This is a genomic window from Endozoicomonas numazuensis (genome assembly GCF_000722635.1).
Lineage (GTDB): Bacteria > Pseudomonadota > Gammaproteobacteria > Pseudomonadales > Endozoicomonadaceae > Endozoicomonas_A > Endozoicomonas_A numazuensis.
The window spans coordinates 469,874-486,571 of record NZ_JOKH01000004.1 but is presented as its reverse complement, the minus strand read 5'-3'; the positions used below and the strand labels follow the sequence as shown (position 1 = coordinate 486,571).

13 protein-coding genes are annotated in these 16,698 nt (G+C 45.9%); 8 read left to right on the top strand and 5 right to left on the bottom strand.

The genetic code is table 11. The annotated features are described in order from the left end of the window. Nucleotides 1-397: 397 nt before the first annotated feature. Complete coding sequence (locus tag GZ78_RS18890) at nt 398-589, bottom strand: hypothetical protein (protein ID WP_152558823.1); 192 nt, start codon at nt 587-589, stop codon at nt 398-400. A 150-nt stretch (nt 590-739) separates the two neighbouring features. On the opposite strand from GZ78_RS18890, the gene GZ78_RS18885 reads away from it, so the two are divergent. Both GZ78_RS18885 and GZ78_RS18880 read left to right on the top strand, forming a co-directional pair. Beyond that, a complete protein-coding gene (locus GZ78_RS18885; RefSeq protein ID WP_034839454.1) occupies nt 740-1,876 on the top strand; it encodes a hypothetical protein in 1,137 nt (378 codons plus the stop codon). Nucleotides 1,877-2,058: 182 nt separating this feature from the next. After that, nucleotides 2,059-2,823: an SDR family oxidoreductase gene (locus tag GZ78_RS18880; protein ID WP_034839447.1), complete on the top strand. Its 765-nt coding sequence runs from the start codon at nt 2,059-2,061 to the stop codon at nt 2,821-2,823. A gap of 48 nt (nt 2,824-2,871) precedes the next feature. On the opposite strand, the gene GZ78_RS18875 is transcribed toward GZ78_RS18880, so the two are convergent. Continuing rightward, on the bottom strand, nt 2,872-3,330 hold the full coding sequence (locus GZ78_RS18875) for a hypothetical protein (RefSeq protein ID WP_152558822.1): 459 nt from the start codon (nt 3,328-3,330) through the stop codon (nt 2,872-2,874). A gap of 105 nt (nt 3,331-3,435) precedes the next feature. Further along, the gene (gene tnpA / locus GZ78_RS18870) at nt 3,436-3,768 is read right to left on the bottom strand and encodes an IS200/IS605 family transposase (RefSeq protein ID WP_152558835.1); all 333 of its coding nucleotides are present in this window, start codon (nt 3,766-3,768) and stop codon (nt 3,436-3,438) included. 159 nt (nt 3,769-3,927) lie between these two features. Between tnpA and GZ78_RS18865 the strand changes: the two genes are divergently transcribed. Continuing rightward, the gene (locus GZ78_RS18865; RefSeq protein ID WP_161787431.1) at nt 3,928-5,364 is read left to right on the top strand and encodes a WD40 repeat domain-containing protein; all 1,437 of its coding nucleotides are present in this window, start codon (nt 3,928-3,930) and stop codon (nt 5,362-5,364) included. A 192-nt stretch (nt 5,365-5,556) separates the two neighbouring features. On the opposite strand, the gene GZ78_RS18860 is transcribed toward GZ78_RS18865, so the two are convergent. Next, nucleotides 5,557-7,218: a prolyl oligopeptidase family serine peptidase gene (locus GZ78_RS18860; RefSeq protein WP_034839438.1), complete on the bottom strand. Its 1,662-nt coding sequence runs from the start codon at nt 7,216-7,218 to the stop codon at nt 5,557-5,559. A 422-nt stretch (nt 7,219-7,640) separates the two neighbouring features. Here GZ78_RS18860 and GZ78_RS18855 point away from each other — a divergent pair, with 422 nt between their 5' ends. From GZ78_RS18855 to GZ78_RS18830, 5 genes are all read left to right on the top strand, one after another. Beyond that, nucleotides 7,641-7,919, top strand: a complete 279-nt coding sequence (locus GZ78_RS18855) for a helix-turn-helix domain-containing protein (RefSeq protein WP_034839435.1) — start codon at nt 7,641-7,643, stop codon at nt 7,917-7,919. After that, complete coding sequence (locus GZ78_RS18850; protein ID WP_034839432.1) at nt 7,916-9,208, top strand: type II toxin-antitoxin system HipA family toxin; 1,293 nt, start codon at nt 7,916-7,918, stop codon at nt 9,206-9,208. The genes GZ78_RS18855 and GZ78_RS18850 overlap by 4 nt, the downstream gene beginning before the upstream one ends. 2,606 nt (nt 9,209-11,814) lie before the next feature. Further along, a complete protein-coding gene (locus tag GZ78_RS18840; protein WP_051786336.1) occupies nt 11,815-13,914 on the top strand; it encodes a protein-disulfide reductase DsbD family protein in 2,100 nt (699 codons plus the stop codon). 124 nt (nt 13,915-14,038) lie between these two features. Next, nucleotides 14,039-14,767, top strand: coding sequence for a DsbA family protein (locus GZ78_RS18835; RefSeq protein WP_051786335.1), 729 nt, complete (start codon nt 14,039-14,041; stop codon nt 14,765-14,767). Nucleotides 14,768-15,080: 313 nt separating this feature from the next. After that, on the top strand, nt 15,081-15,800 hold the full coding sequence (locus tag GZ78_RS18830; RefSeq protein ID WP_034839667.1) for a DsbA family protein: 720 nt from the start codon (nt 15,081-15,083) through the stop codon (nt 15,798-15,800). A 373-nt stretch (nt 15,801-16,173) separates the two neighbouring features. Here GZ78_RS18830 and GZ78_RS18825 read toward each other — a convergent pair whose 3' ends face one another. Then, nucleotides 16,174-16,599, bottom strand: coding sequence for an H-NS family histone-like protein (locus GZ78_RS18825; protein ID WP_034839427.1), 426 nt, complete (start codon nt 16,597-16,599; stop codon nt 16,174-16,176). Nucleotides 16,600-16,698: the final 99 nt, after the last annotated feature.

The following is a 16,698-nucleotide window of genomic DNA, read 5'->3' as shown; positions in this document are numbered from 1 at the left end:
ACCTCGGGACGATACTGGGTGTCATGCTGCCCAGTGGGGTGATTATTGCCACCCTGGCCACAACGATTGTGGTTATTTACCTGAAACTCATCAAGCCAAGGCGAGTTGTTGAAAAAGCCTGAATCCATTATATCCATCGTGCTTTCTAACTACCGTTATGAGCAAGCCATTTGAGTCCAATAGGCAATACCCACAGGGCATAAAGGCGGGGTGAGGAGTCATAGCCGTAGCTATGGCGACGATCCCCAACGCAGAATATTGGACTCAAATGGCTGCACAATAGGGGATTTTGAAAGTGCGATTGGTATAATAGCCAGCTATTGCGAGGAGTTCCAACGCAGGGCTGGCGTTCAGATGACCAGCGCAATAGCGTAGTTAGAAAGTACGATGGGTATGACTACTGCTCAACCTTCTTTTCTCGCCCTGTCTTGTCTATGCGGATTTCCGGATACAAGCAGGGGCGATGGTAATTCAGGTAAGGTGTCAGGTACTCATCATCGAACCGGTTAAACTTCTCTGCATGGTGTTGAGGTATATGGGCATGCCCCAGCTGCTTTCTGATGATAGATCCATTCTTACTTTCGACCAAAGCGTTATCGTTCCCTTCCAAAAGCGTTGGGCAAACAGGCGCTCATGACACACTCATGACACATAAGCCACTGAGCATAGTCGAAAGTTTGGAACTTTTTAGAACTCAGCGAATCTTACTGTTAATCCGGATAAACTCAAGGACAGAGTAATGAATCAACTTACACCTACAACAAGCAGCTATGCACAACCACAATCGTCCCAGCCCATAGTTCCTGAGGATAAAGGAGCCGGGGGAAAGTGGAAAAGCCAAAGAACGACCCAACGCTTTAGCCCACTGGAAGCGAAAAGCTCCCCTATAAGCTCATCCTCTGTTACAACTCGCCAGATACAGAGAGTTAACAACGAGACCTTTGTAGACCTTGAAAGATTCCTGCAGTCTAATGATACACCTGACTTCTGGAGTAAATTAGAGAACGATAATAATGAACTTTTCCAGAAAACCATGCAATTGGTAAGCACAAGCAGTTCAAGGAAGGGGACGGACTCTATCAATATCAGAAAACGTCTGGATAACCTTTTTCAGAACAGGCAAATCAAATGGCAAAATTGCCCACACAAACACAAAGGGTCACAAACGAACAAAGGGTCACATACGAACAAAGAGTCACAAACGAATCAGGCTTCATCATCACAGGCAGATAACGTTTTATTTCCTGTCGCAAATTCATGCCAGGAGATAGAAAAACTGACAAAACAACTGCTAGGCCAAGAAGCAGTGTCTGACCTCATCGGTCTGGCTATGCCTGAGCCTGGCTGGACTAATAAATACTACTGGGGCAATCTATCAGACTTTAAAAAATTGCTAAATGACAGCCCCCTTGATAACCCCAAAAGAATTGATACAGTTCTGAGCTGGTTAAAAGCGATGAAGCGCTCTTGCGCGATTAATCTAAAAGTCGACAGAGCAGACAAAGAGCTAGTTTTCAATTGGCTCTGTATTCAATACTGCAGTATCAGACTGGCTGATAAAAATATCCTTTCTCAACCAAACGACATCAGTGTTGCTGAATTTGGTCCATTAATTCAGCTTCAACATGCTATCGCTAACAACCCCGGCATAACTCTTAGTGACTTCACCGGAAAATATCCCGACCTCTATCGTCAGGTTAGTGGGCTTATCTCGGACACAGAATCAGCAGATGACTTTAATAAGACCTATCTTGCCACAGAATTGGATAAAGCCACTAAAGGCAAAGCATGGAGCTGGAGAGACTTTGTTGTTGATGAGTCCTATGAACCCGATGCCGACGGTACGTCTAAGCAATCGGTATATATGAGCGTATAAAGACAAAGCAAGGGAATATAAGGGACATCCAAGCCGGGAATACAAACCGGGAATATAAGCGGAACGGAATATAAGGGACATCCAAACAACCTGAATCCGTGAGTTTCCCATCACTCAATTGCTCTATTCTCGCAGGTTGAGTCATAATCCCGAACATAACCTGACCCCCAAGGAGCTCTCCCTTGAGTTTAAAAACTGTATTTATTACCGGAGCCACATCTGGCTTTGGCGAAGCCTGTGCCCGTCGTTTTGCCAGCGAACAAGGTTGGCAGCTGGTAATCACTGGCAGAAGAAAAGAACGTCTTGAAGCACTGGCCAAAGAACTTTCCATCTCCTGTCCTGTTCACAGCATTGTGTTTGATATGAGAGATGAGAAGGCTATCAAAGAAGCAGTTAGCCACCTGCCGGAAGCTTTTTCAGATATCCATACCCTGATCAATAATGCCGGACTGGCTCTGGGAACAAAATCTGCTGACCAGTGTGATACTGAGCAGTGGGTTAATATGATTGATACCAACATCAAAGGTCTGGTATTAATCACTCACGCTCTTCTGCCAGCTCTAAAGAAAAACAACAGTGGTAGCATTATTAATCTGGGCTCCGTAGCAGGCACCTACCCTTATCCTGGTGCCAATGTTTATGGCGGCACCAAAGCATTTGTTAAACAGTTTTCCCTGAACCTGCGCTCAGACCTCCTTGGCACAGGCATCAGAGTCACTAATATAGAGCCTGGAATGGCTGAAACCGAGTTTTCAGTGGTTCGCTTTGATGGTGATTCAGCTAAAGCGGATGCGGTTTATGAAGGTATGAAACCTTTATCTGCTGAGGATATTGCAGAGAGCATTTACTGGGTCGCCAGTCGACCTGCGCATGTGAATATTAATGCGATGGAAATCATGCCGGTCCAGCAAGCATTTGGTGCTTTTTCTGTAGATCGCAGTCACTGATTTATCTGTGATGGAGTTTGTGAGCTGAAAGCTCCAGACTCCTGTTCACTACAGAATATTGCAGACACGCCTCAAAACGGGTCTTCTTCTTTCGTGGCAATCAGGCGTTTCAATCCGATCCGAAGCCTCGTTTGTTGTGAACTTTTGAGGTTTAGATTGAACAACGTCCATCTTTGTATCTCCATGCACAAATTTGCCTCCTGACCCCCCCGAAAACGAGTCGGAATATTGATTCTCGGGAATTTCACCTGCAATTAACTGCCCTTCCCGCTCCTCACTCTGTTTAAACCATGCATTTTCACAACGCTGTATACGATTCTTCAACTCACCAACACTCTCTGGAATAAACTGCTCAAGCAAAGTACAGCTTCGTTCCTCAATGGCTACAGGAGCAAAATTCAAAGGCTTTTCAGGGATATCCAACCGACTGATACTCTGAGAAGGAAAGGTCATGTCGTTATCAATAGCCATTAAATGAGGCTGTCGATTATGATCAAACGTCAGCATGATATTTTTCAATTTTCGTCGGTCGCACTGACCCACGACACAATCTACCTGTAATCGAAAGAGTGCTCCCTGCGACCTAGCAGGGAGGTGAATTTCGTCAGCCCGTCAGGGCTGATCTTGGTTCTCGATATACTCCTTAATTACATCCAATGGTGCGCCCCCGCAGCTTCCGGCAAAATATGATCTCGACCATAAGACAGGCTTTCGATAAGCACCCGCAATATCACAAAACTCTTGCCTTAGTCTTCTGGACGAAACAGCTTTTAAACTGTTTATCAGTTTGGAAATAGACGGGGTTTTGGGCGTAAACTCAACCAGCAAATGCACATGGTCTGCTTCACCGTTAAATTCAACCAGCTCAGAATCAAAGCTCCCGCAAATTTCAGAAAAAATATCTNCGCCAAACTCTTGCTGAAATCTTTTGGTGAGAGTGTTCACTGTTTCTGAAAAAAGTGATATTCCCACGGAGGTGGGACTCCACCACGAACAGCCCCCAACCTCGCATGGATTTATCAACGCATTTGAATCATGACCCTGCCTTGTAAATTTGAACTACAATCACCATCCCGGTTTATAAAAATTCCATGGGTGAAGATTGTGCTGAAAAGAAGTCGAGCATTAACCATGATCAGCAAACTGGCCGGGCTGATGCTGGGCGTTCTGGCCAGCATCAGCCACGGGATAACCGAAGGCAGTGGCGAGCCAGAAGACGTAAAGTTTATTCCCGGCCCGGCCATAAAGTTCGATTCCACTGAGTTGATGGAGCTGGATGAAGAAGGCAGAACCTATGGGTCGCAAACTTGGGTGACAGCACTCCGCTTTAAACCGGACGGTTCTGAATTGGTGATGACAGGGTCTACAGTGCTTGGCATTCCACAAACGTTTGTTCAGCGTTTCAATACCTGCGCGCTCACCCCTACCCAGAAAAACATTCATCGGCTTAGACATCAACATTTGATACAAGGTGTGTTACAGAAGGCAAGTATCTGTTCGGGGGGGGGCTGTGTAGTACTTGGTATTACTTTTGGAAGTTTTTTATACTCCTTTCTGGCCTCAACCGATGAGGGCAATTTAATGGAGCAATACCTTTTAAATTTTGCAGATTCAACAAGGAATAGCGCTCACACCTTCATTCTGGATGATACCTGGTTGGCATACGGTCGCGGAGGCCAGCTATCACTGGTAAACCCGGCGAACCAAACGGTCGGTATACCCTTGCCGGGAGCATTCCCCAGTGACGTACTTGCACTGGACAGCCAAGGGCCGTGGCTGGCTTCGGGTGACGAGGGTGGCGATATCCGGGTGCATAACCTCACCAACCTCAGTGACATCAGCTACGTTGAGATGCAGGCGCACAGTGATATCGTGCGAAGCCTTAGCTTCAGCCCCGATGGAGCCCGGCTGCTTTCTGGCGGTCGGGATAATCTGGCACGTCTCTGGCACAGGGAGGCTGAGGGTCATTTTACCCTGATTCAAAACATGGCATTTGATGCGGACGTAGACGTTGTCTTGTACCACCCCGGTGGCGAACATTTTGTGGTGGCCGAAGGCCCCAGGGTTCACCTGTATGATGCCGCTGACCAGACCCGGCTCGATACCCTGACAATGGCAAACAATATGAGTGAGGTTTTTTCTCTCGCCTTTCACCCCAATGGCACCTGGCTGGCGGTAGGCAACAACCGAGACGACCTTGAACTCTATTCTCTGGAGGGGTTTCCTGAGCTCCTCACTTGTAGCAAACAGCCAACCTTGCAGCCAACCGTGCAGCCAACTTCGACGGCAACGATGCCAAGCCCTGCTTTTACTTCTCTGATGATTCCGGCCTCAAGCTTTACAGAGCACCAAGTGGTTGTTTCTGCCACAGTGATACCACCCTTCATAACGACTGACGAAAACATGGAAACCGGGGGCGACCTCGGGACGATACTGGGTGCCGCGCTGTCCAGTGGGGTGATTATTGCCACCCTGAGCACAACGTTTGTGGTTATTTACCTGAAACTCATCAAGCCAAAGCGAGTTGTTGAAAAAGCCTGAATCCATTTCAACAGTTAGCAAATATAAGGGACATCTAATACCAGTCGTACTTTCTAACTATGCTATTCGTTGGAAAGCCCGCATCGTAACAGAAAGACCTATTCTCGGTCAGGCTCGTGGGGCTTCACACACTTGCTGCCTGGTAGCACCTCGAAATCCAATGGGTATAGTGACGTGGTTTGACTTCAGGGGTCAAAGCTTGTCAAGAATATCCAGTACAAAAAGGACTTCAAAGGCGTTTTGTCGATCACTTCTGAAAAAATGGTCACCTTCCATCTCGCTGTACAAAAACAGGTGATTTCCAGATTCGGAAAAGCGCTTAAGCTTATTGTGGTACCTGGCGGGCTCCCAGGGTGATACATTTACATCCTTCAGCCCGGTGGTAACCAATAAGTGAGGATAGGAGCCTTTGCGGATATTTTCATAAGGTGAAATGTTGTAAACCAGCTCTTCTTCCAAGAGCATGGTTTCCGGTGTAGGTCGATAATTATTGAAGCTTTCATAAACACACACGGTCGAGCCCCGCACCACTGATCCCATTCCCTTGACCCGACAATAACGCCAATCCGACTCATACATCGTAAGCCGCGGTTCGACCGATGGTACTTTAAGAACAGCACCGGCAAAAAGAGTCGGGTGCTGATTAATGGCATAGCCAGCATTCATCCCACCCCAACTAGTACCCGTTGCTATTAGCCTGTCTGAGGCCGTAATCCTTTTGCTGATCAACCCCTTGGCCACATCAATGTAGTCTTGGAAGCCGGTCTTCAGGTTCAAATATTGCCCGGCGTTTTGCCATTCTCTGCTTTCTTGATCGGTGGCATCTGGCTTTCCACCCCCCCTGACATGAGCGTAAGCAACAGTAATTCCCTGGGAAATAAGGTAGCTATATACGGGGTTGTAGACCGGTTCATTGATTCTACCGTAGCCTCCATAAACACTCAGAACCATAGGGACTGGATGTTTCCCCAAGGATTCTATAACATCACTTAACCCTACTATCGTGACAGAAATTTCCGTTCCATCGGTAGCCGTTACCTGCTCTTCCAAAACCGTTATTTCCGCATTTTCCATGACTTCTATGGTTTCCCTCATAATCAGGTCCAGTTCATCGGAGTCATTCTGTAAATGGTATGTTGTTTTTGCCGCCGAATTTTCGATTTCAATATAATGACCGTAATCATGGTTAATAAAACATAACCTTCCTTGTTTATCCAAGTTGATTCCCGGGGTTTGGATATGAGTCTCTTGCTTAGTCGCAGGATTTAATCGAAGCAATTGTTTTTTGTCATCTTTTTCCACCAGAAGCAGCAAGTAGTGACCATTGCTTGACCATTGTATAATGCAGTGTTCGCTATCTCCCTCAAAGAGCACATCGTAATCAATGTGATCCAATCGATCGTCCTCAGTTCGGTTTTCCACAATTTCTATAAACGTTCGATCGCACCGTAAGCAAGGCTCCCGGGCAAAAAATACTCGCCCACAAGGATGCCTTTCATCAAAAACAACATCAAAGACAAAAGAGTCGGAAGAAACAGGTATTTCAACCGGCTGCGAAGGGGTTTCTGACGTTTGAAATGTCTGCTCTCGGGTAGAAGCCAGAGCTAACAGGATACGGTGGAAATCAGCATAATGTTGATGAATAAAATGATCCGTATGTTGTTGCTCCACTAGTAAATAATCAATCAGGGATTTGCTGTCTTCCAGAACCCCTGAATACATGAGTGGCGATGTTTCATGATTGATAATAAAGCTACCCGGATAAGGGTAGTCATAGCTAATAATGGGATCAGCTCTTAACCAGCCTGTGCTGAACAAGCAAAAAGAAATCAAACTAGTAATAATTAGTTTCATGATGGAGTTCTCCGTTACTCAATGATCATTATTCCTTAATGCACATTTGACATAGCGCCTGCCGCTTAGTTCCTCTACCTTCCTGCCCGGCGATGAATACGGGATTGAATGGGGCTGGTCTGCATAGCAACCTCCGTTTCACCACAGATCAAGGGGGATAGGGTTCGGTCCCGCGATGCAGTGCCCCCGCCTGCGCCTATCTCTTATACCCATTGGATTTGGAGGTGTGGGTAGGCGACAAACGAGCAAAGCCCCTTGAGTCTGCAGATAGTAGATGATCGGGTAGTAGGTGATCGGGGGGTGAGTGACGACTTTTGGTGATAATCGCATTCAGAGTTATTTGGACACAATAGTGTCTATAATTTCGTTTTTTACATAATAATGGCTACAATTGTATCTATACATGATGAATGTGATTCGCTATGAGCTTATTGTCGTTACTGACACCCACCGATGTTCAGGAGCAGTTGGCCGCTGCGGTTATAGCCAGAAGAAAGGCAAAAAAATGGTCTCGTCAGACTCTGGCAGAGAGAAGTTCTGTACCAGCATCAACGATCAAGAAATTTGAAGCCACCGGGCAAATATCGTTACGGCAGTTTATTTTGCTCTGGCAGGCTGTTGACCAGCTGGAAAACCTGATTTCGCTGACTAAAGAAACCAAGGCAATGCCTGCCAGTATCAATGAGGTGTTAAAAACATGAGAGTTCGCAAGCTCAATGTACACCGCAGGTTCAGTAATGGCGCAAAACATAAAGTTGGTGAGCTTGCGCAAAATCAGCAAGGCATTTTTTTTCAATACGATGATCAATACCTTGCTGACTTTCATAGCCTGTCTCCTTTCACTCTACCTTTTGAATCTTCGTTAAACCTTGGACCCGGACAACCGCATCAGGGATTACAGGGAGTTTTTGCTGACTCCCTGCCTGATGGCTGGGGCTTGCTGCTGATGGACAGGGTCTTTCGTCAACAGGGGATACTTCCACATCAGATATCCCCGATGGATCGTCTGGCTTTTATCGGAGAGAGGGGGATGGGTTGCCTGAGCTATACACCGGCTATGGATCACACATTCGGTGACGAACACCTGTTATCGGACATCGCACTGCTGGGACAGGAAGCCCAACAGATTTTTGAAGGTGAGACTGACGACATATTGCCTGTTCTGGCTCAGGCTGGTGGTTCAGGTGGTGCTCGGCCTAAAGTGTCCGTCTGGCTTGATCCGGATAATACCCGTTATGTCAGTACTCAGCCGCAAAGTCATTTAAGCCCATGGTTGGTGAAATTTACGTCGAGGAGCCTCCCACTCGGTCATGAAGAAAGCTTGTGTGAGGCACTTTGGTTGACTCTGGCAAAGCAGGCCGGACTGACGACACCCCAATGGCAGCTCATTCATGATACCGGAAGCTCCGGCGCAAAAGCCTGGTTAGCACTGAAGCGATTTGATTGCTCAGGAAAACGTTTAGACAACCAGTCGCTACAGGGACGACTGCATTTGCATACCCTATGCGGCCTAATGGACGCCGATTTCCGGCAACCCTCAATAGATTATGAAGACCTTCTGAAAGCGAGTCAGGTATTGTGTCAGAATCCGGCGGTGGCACAGGAGCAATTTGCCAGAGCTATGTTCAATTTGTTTGCTATGAATCAGGATGATCATACGAAGAACTGGTCTTTTTTAATGGATGACCATGGTCGCTGGTCACTGGCTCCTTTTTATGATGTAACGTTCAGCCCAACACCTTATAGTCAACATATGACAGCTTATGGGGGGTATGGTACGCAGCCACCACTGAAGGTCATACAGAAACTGGCTAAACAGGCGAATTTTGCAAACTGGAATCAAGCCCGGCAAGTGATCGAACAAGTTGTAGACTCTGTACAAAGCTGGCGTGAACAGGCTGGGATGCTTGACATCAAACCTGCAACTCAAAAATTAATTGGCAAGCAATTACATGAAACCTTGCAGGCCAATAAGGGCTTACTCAGATAAAGCCGTCTGACATTCTCGAAATATAAGAACGAAATATAAGGGACATCCATACAATTGACCAACATTTCTCCTGTGTACATTTCTGCTCAACTCTTGAAGAAGGCGGGGGTCAGAAGGGGATTCAAGATTCAACAGCAATATAAGGCAAGCAATATAAGGGACATCCATACATTTGAACAACCGACCGGTTGAACTACTTTTCTTCTGTCTTTTATTGGCCAGCAGGCAAACTAAAAACCATCAAGGAATATGCAATTAATAAAGAGCAGCAATGGCTTTTAGGATTACACACCTTTAGTCGCTTATTTCAGTCTGGCTGATTTAATTCTTAAGTCTTATGCGTCGAACGCTTGCTGAAATCTTTTGGTGAGAGTGTTCACTGTTTCTGAAAAAATTGATATTCCCACGGAGGTGGGACTCCACCACGAACAGTGCCTTCCCATGGATTTATCACCGCATTTGAACATGACCCTGCCTTGTGAACTTGAACTACAATCACCATCCCGGTTTATAAAAATTTCATGGGTGAACTGTCATGGGTGAACTTCCACAGGTAAACATTGTGCTGAAAAGAAATCGAGCATTAACCATGATCAGCAAACTGGCCGGGCTGATGCTGGGCGTTCTGGCCAGCATCAGCCACGGGATAACCGAAGGCAGTGGCAAGCCTGAAGACGTAAGGTTTATTCCCGGCTCGGCCATAAAGTTCAATTCCACTGAGTTGATGGAGCTGGATGAAGAAGGCAGAGCCTATGGGTCGCCAGTTTGGGTGACAGCGCTCCGCTTTAAACCGGACGGTTCTGAATTGGTGATGACAGGGTCCACAGTAATTGGCATTCAACAAACGTTTGTTCAGCGTTTCAATACCAGTGCTCTCACCCCTGCCCAGAAAAACATTCATCGGCTTAGACATCAACATTTGACATCAGCTACGTTACGGAAGGCAAGTATCTGTTCGGGGGGGGGCTGTATAGCAACTGGTAGACGAGATTATTTATACTCCTTTCTGGCCTCAACCGATGAGGGCGATTTAATGGAGCAATACGTTGTAAATTTTGCAGATTCAACAAATATTCGCGCTCACACCTACATTCTGGATGATACCTGGTTGGCATACAGTCGCGANATAGCCTCAGTCCGAAATATCAGACACCACACAGACCTCCCGAGGTAAGTCACACCGCCTTCGCCGCACAACCGCCAGATCTACTGCCTGAATGTCCGGATGAGTATGGACTTCGTCATCATACGCTGACTCGTCCTCACGCAGACAGCCTCATATCTGGTTTCTGTTCGTCGGCTCGCGGTTTTGCTCCACACTGCCTTCAGCCTGCACCTCACGATACAAACCTTGTGCTTCGCTAGTCCTTCGCCCTCATCTGGCTGAACAGGGGACTTTCACCCCCAAGCTGTGTGACATGCTCGGCACACATAGGAATCCCCCAGCGACCTAGCTGGGGGAGGATGTCAATTGCTGTACCTGCCTCTTTCGAGTAACTGTAAAGTCCTATCTGCATGGTATGGCTTCCCTTCCCACATCAAGAATCACACATTCTTCTAAAGACTTAGAACACCTCACCGGCAGAATTATCCTGAACGCTATAACAACCCGGTTAGAGCATCAAACATTCTTCATTCTCCGGCAGCTTAGCGGGAATCGTATAAACTGTTTTCAGTATCCAGATGCATTCAGAGGTCTTTATGACCAGACGACTCCTGCGTCATGCTTTGTTAGCCTCATCTCTGCTGTTCTGCCAGAACCTTATCTGCTCCCTCTTCGCACAAAACATCACACTTTAACAACAATTACAAAGATACTCTCAGAAGCAGACGCACTGTATAGCAGTGTTATAGCCAAACCCCGCCTCTTAATTAAACTACAATATGCGTATATATACCCATAGCCTGCATCCTTGCTATTTCTTCTCGCCTCACAAGCTGATCACTTTTTAATCAGTTTAAAAAAGCCTTATAGTTTCAGGAGTTTCAAGAGTTATCCACAAGTAATTCAGGGTGTTGATCAGTTATTCTGTTGAAAAAAATCATCACTTCATACACTTCACGAATAAGTACCAACCACATCAGGTTCTTTATCAATGGATGAAATTCACAAGCCGGGTGCAAAGGAAGGTGTGAACAACAACATTCAAATATGTAAAACCCGGACTCAATAAAATTGACCGCAACGAAGTACTTATGACTATTGGAGCCAGTCAGTTTTGAATTTAAGCTGTATGGGTACATGATTAAATTTAAAAATGTAGAAGCTCAGGACAAATAAGAAAATCGTTAAAAAAAACAAAGGAAAATCACTTTTTTTGAATCCAGGCACCAATACCGAGCGTATTCATCTGAGAATGGACAGATAACTACCACGGATTGTCCGCATTATTTTACCCTGACAATGCTTTTTTCAGGCAAAGATTCAGAAAAGTCGAGACAGATTCATGCTTTTTATTGCATTGTTTCAACCATGAATGTCATCGACTTACATCGCTTTGCCTGAATTTATCGGGATATACATGAACACACGACCGCTCTACCCGCATTCACCGACAAACTGTGCTCCAACCGTTTTCAGGAACAGATCGCAGTCTTACCTGCTCATGTTCTTTACCCTGTGTCTGGCGTTGACTCTGTTGTTTCTGAATCGACCTGCCTATGCACTTTCGACAGACTGGCTGATCAATCCACAACAACCAGAAGCCCGGGTCAGACTGCATTTATCTGGAGAAGAGGATTCCGACTCTCGTCAACTTTCAGCAGCACTTGAAGTTCAGTTATCAGGTGACTGGAAAACTTACTGGCGATCACCTGGTGAAGCAGGTATCCCTCCAGAAGTCGATTGGCGCATCAACCAACAACAGGGCAGCAGTAATGTAGAGAATGTTGAGTGGCTCTGGCCCGTTCCAGAACGCATCGAGATGCTGGGACTGCATACTTTTGGCTATAAAAATGGCACTGTTTTTCCGCTCCTGATTCAGGTTGAAGACCTGAGTGAACCCGTGTCCATTAATGCAAAACTGCAACTGTCTTCCTGTACCACGATTTGTGTTCTTACAGACTATGATATTCGACTGGACTTCACGCCTTCAGAATTAGAGTCAGATCCCGAAGCCTCTTTCCTGATCGATAAAGCGCTTTCACAAGTTCCAACCTATATGCCGGATACCGGACTGAGTACAGAATCAGTGGTATGGGACAAGGGAAGCAATAAAGTCATTGTTACTGCTCACTCCGAAACCGGTTGGGAAAAGGAGGTTGATGTCATCATCGACGGTCAGGAAGACATTACGTTCAGCGTCCCTGATATAAAAGTTCAAGGTAGTCAGCTTCAGGCTGTCATGGATGCTTCTAGCTGGCTGGGTGATTACGATCTCTCTGAAGAAAAAGTCACAGTGACTCTTCTTAACGGTGATAGTGCTCTTGAAAAATCCCTGTCGGTAAAAAAAGGTTCTGTCAGTTCACTGACAAATGACAGTACAACAACCAGCCTGATCGTGCTGCTTGGGCTAGCGTTGCTGGGCGGCCTGATTCTCAATCTGATGCCTTGTGTTCTGCCTGTATTGGGTATGAAGCTTTCTTCTGTATTACACGCATCAGGACAAGAAACCAGCTTGACTCGCAAGCAGTTTCTGAGCTCTGCAGCAGGTATTATTTTCTCTTTCTGGTTACTGGCAATATTCCTGTGGGCACTCAAGCTGACAGGTAACAGTATTGGCTGGGGTATCCAGTTTCAAAATCCATGGTTTATCGGCTTTATGGTGGCAGTCACTGCACTGTTTGCAGCCAATCTGATGGATATGTTTGAAATTCGCCTGCCTTCCTTTTTGTCTACCAGACTGGCTACCACCGGTGATAACAGTACTGCCGGCCACTTTGTTCAAGGCATGTTTGCTACGCTTCTCGCAACTCCCTGCTCTGCACCATTTCTGGGAACCGCCGTAGCTTTCGCACTGTCTACGAACAGCTTCAACCTATTCGCTATCTTCACAGCGCTGGGTGTAGGACTGGCTCTACCTTATCTGTTAATTGCAGCAAAGCCTGCTCTTTTGAAGTGGATGCCAAAGCCAGGGCACTGGATGATTAACCTTCGTCGTATTCTAGCGCTTATGCTTCTGGCGACCACTCTCTGGCTTACCAGCCTGCTTCAGGCTTACCTGCCCGTATACCTGCTATTGGTTATCGCCCTGATTCCTACCCTACTGATTCTCCATCGCCTGTTGATCAGTATGATGCCTCATTCCGGAAAAGGTTTACTGCTATTACCTGCCCTGTTCCTGTCGCTGGCCATTGTACTCTTTGGAGCCTGGTCAACCGGCCTGTTCACACCGGAAAAATCCACATCTGACAGCCTGGCCTGGCAGCCTCTGAACGAACAGGAAATTGCCCGCATGGTCGCTGAAGGTAAAACGGTCTTTGTGGATGTCACTGCCGACTGGTGCGTTACCTGTAAAGCCAACAAGATCAGGGTAATAGACCGTGATCCCACCAACAGCCTTCTACAGCAAGTGAATGTCATTCCCATGAAGGGAGACTGGACTCGCCCTTCAGAAGAAATTAATGCCTATCTGCAAAAAAATGGCCGATTCGGAGTGCCTTTCAACATTGTCTATGGCCCGGGTGCGCCTGAAGGATTACCACTGCCAGTGATTCTCGATCATGAGACGGTTGCAGCGGCTATCCAGCAGGCATCTTCCAGATAGAACAATGAAATACGTGTGAAAAGAACGCCACTCAAACTTGATGGGGTTCTTTTCATTATTCGACCAGAGCCCTTGTGTAAGCTTCAGAGAGGCTCTGAGTTTCTGAACTGACTCATAGAAGTACATGATGAAGAAAACACTGACATTGACTCTAACTTCAGCACTGCTGATGGGCTCATTTAATTTACAGGCAGCTTCTCTGGATAACACTCAGAAACAGGAAGTAAAGGATCTGGTTCGTAAGACGCTGGTTGAAAACCCTGACATTCTGGTGGAAGCCATGAATGAACTGAGGAAAAAAGAGGTAGCTGTTCAGCAAAAATCAGACCAGCAAATACTCTCTGCCAAGAGCAATGATCTTTTTAAAAACTCAGACAATCCTGTCATTGGTAACCCCAAAGCCAAATTAACTATTGCCTATTTCACAGACTATAACTGCCAGTACTGCAAACGACAGGACCCCATTCTAAGAAAAATTGCAGAAGACAATCCAAATGTTAAATTCGTCATAAAAGAAACTCCTATCCTGGGCCCAGCATCAACGGAAGCGACACAATACTCTTTGGCGACGTTTAATCAGCAAAAAGATAAATATACGGCAATTGGACACCGCCTGATGTCAAAGCCAGGAAAACACAGCAGTAGCTCCATAAAGGCCGCTTTTAAAGCTGAAGGTATTGACGTCAATAAGCTGGACATTAATGCAGCAGTTGCCAAACAGATTAATGACAATCTGAAGTTATTTCAGGAACTGGGGCTGAGAGGCACACCGGCTATCGTATTCCCGGACGAAATGTTAAGGGGTTACACAGATGAGTCTGCTCTGAAAGAAATGATCAAAGAACGTACCTGAACTTACCCACTGCCCATTTATTAATCAGCGCGCTCTTCCTGATCAGGAAAAGTGCGCTTTTCCTCTGCCTTATCTCAAATTCCAGCCTGCTTTGTTAATTAATGAACAGTGTGTCAACTCATTCAATCTCAATAAAATGTAATCATTAAGTAATTTCACACCCAACCGTCCAGGAGGCTGACAGCGCAGCCTATTAGTCTTTGCCATTGCCATAAAATCATGACAAAGTGACAGCCATTGCCTGTTCCGATTCGCACTGTTCTGAGCTGAAATTATGGCTCAGGACACCCATACTGACTCACAGATGAGCACGATGAAAAAAACTCTAATCTTAACTACAACCTTACTGATGAGCTCACTTAACCTTCAGGCAGCTCCTCTGGATGATCTACAGAAGCAGGAAGTCAGAGAGCTGGTTCGTAAAACCCTGGTAGAAAACCCGGACATCCTGGTTGAAGCCATGAACGAACTAAGAAAGCAGGAAGTAGTCGCTCAGCAAAACGCTGACCAGAAAATGCTAAAATCTCGTCACAAGGATCTCTTTGAGAATCCTGAAAATCCGGTCATCGGCAATCCAAAAGCCAAGCTGACGATTGCCTACTTCGGTGACTACAACTGCGGCTATTGCAAACGCCAGGATCCCGTTCTGAAAAAGATCGTTGAACAGAACCCTGATGTAAAAATCGTCATCAAGGAACTCCCCATCCTGGGCCCTGAGTCCCGAGAAGCCGCTGAAATGGCCCTGGCTACTTTCAAGCAGGACAAAAGCAAATATCTGACCGTTAACCAGCGTCTGATGTCCAAACCCGGCCGACATTCCAGCGGTTCCATTAAAGCAGCATTGAAAGCAGAAGGGATTAACTCAGACAAGTTGAAAGTAGACGAATCTGTCAGCCGACAGATTAATGACAACCTTCGTCTGGCACAGGATCTTGGTATTCGCGGAACACCTGCACTGGTATTCCCTGATGAAGTATTAAGAGGCTACACCGAAGAAGCTGCTCTGAAAGAGATGATTAAAAAGCGCCTGTAACGACTCAGGCTGTTATTAAAGGGTTTCTGAATTTAATACTTAGGATTTGTTAGTATTAAATCTCCCATTGAAACTTAGGCTCCGTTCACCCTGAGCCTGTCGAAGGGTGAACAGGGTTTAGTCAAATATGGAAATTATTTCAGGGCTACTCCTTAAGAGCCCATTTAGAGCCCATTTAGAGCCCATTTAGAGCCCATTTAGAGCCCATTTAGAGCCCATGAAGAATATTCTGTAACCACTTGAGTAACAAAAGCGACGCAACAGATTATTTTTCATAGAAATAAAAAAAACCGGGATCATCCGGTTTTTTTTATTTGACTTCCTGGTTGTCTGTCAGGTTGAACAATAATCTCTTGCTCTACCTGCTCCAGGATTAAAGCTCTGCAATAATGCAGTCTTTACGCTCTTTTCCTGTACGTGCCAGATATTCGGTAAATTCTGCTGAAATACGGCCGGTAGTAGCCCCTTCCCAGCTAACCACAGAGCCATCTTCTTTCTCATATTGAAACTGATAGCGCTGTCTTGGCTTTCCTTTCCTGACTTTCTCGACAACAACAGAAGACTGTAAATCATCAAGAGTCAGTCCTTTTTCCTGCAACTGACCAAGAATACTTTCAACAGCTTCTTTCTTGCGATCTTCTAGTTCCTTCTGCTCGTTATGCTCACGCATTTTTTCTTCATGGATCGCTTCTACGCGTTTGATAACGTTCTGTATATCTTCAACATGCATATCCTGAAACAGTTTACGCAACTGTACTTTTGATTTCAGGATATTCAAGGACTCTTCAAAAATGTTCATTAGGAAAAACCAGGATAGGCATTATTTGGCAAGCGCCAAAGTACCATTGCAATGACTGACTGTAAACAGTGTCGTACATAAATTCTGATCTAAAATAAA

Coding starts and splice junctions, on each gene's coding strand:
- GZ78_RS18830 (WP_034839667.1), top strand. CDS start 15,081: ATGAAAAAAACTCTAATCTTAACTACAACCTTACTGATGAGCTCACTT.
- GZ78_RS18855 (WP_034839435.1), top strand. CDS start 7,641: ATGAGCTTATTGTCGTTACTGACACCCACCGATGTTCAGGAGCAGTTG.
- GZ78_RS18840 (WP_051786336.1), top strand. CDS start 11,815: ATGTTCTTTACCCTGTGTCTGGCGTTGACTCTGTTGTTTCTGAATCGA.
- GZ78_RS18885 (WP_034839454.1), top strand. CDS start 740: ATGAATCAACTTACACCTACAACAAGCAGCTATGCACAACCACAATCG.
- GZ78_RS18875 (WP_152558822.1), bottom strand. CDS start 3,330: ATGCTGACGTTTGATCATAATCGACAGCCTCATTTAATGGCTATTGAT.
- GZ78_RS18835 (WP_051786335.1), top strand. CDS start 14,039: ATGATGAAGAAAACACTGACATTGACTCTAACTTCAGCACTGCTGATG.
- GZ78_RS18850 (WP_034839432.1), top strand. CDS start 7,916: ATGAGAGTTCGCAAGCTCAATGTACACCGCAGGTTCAGTAATGGCGCA.
- GZ78_RS18825 (WP_034839427.1), bottom strand. CDS start 16,599: ATGAACATTTTTGAAGAGTCCTTGAATATCCTGAAATCAAAAGTACAG.
- GZ78_RS18860 (WP_034839438.1), bottom strand. CDS start 7,218: ATGAAACTAATTATTACTAGTTTGATTTCTTTTTGCTTGTTCAGCACA.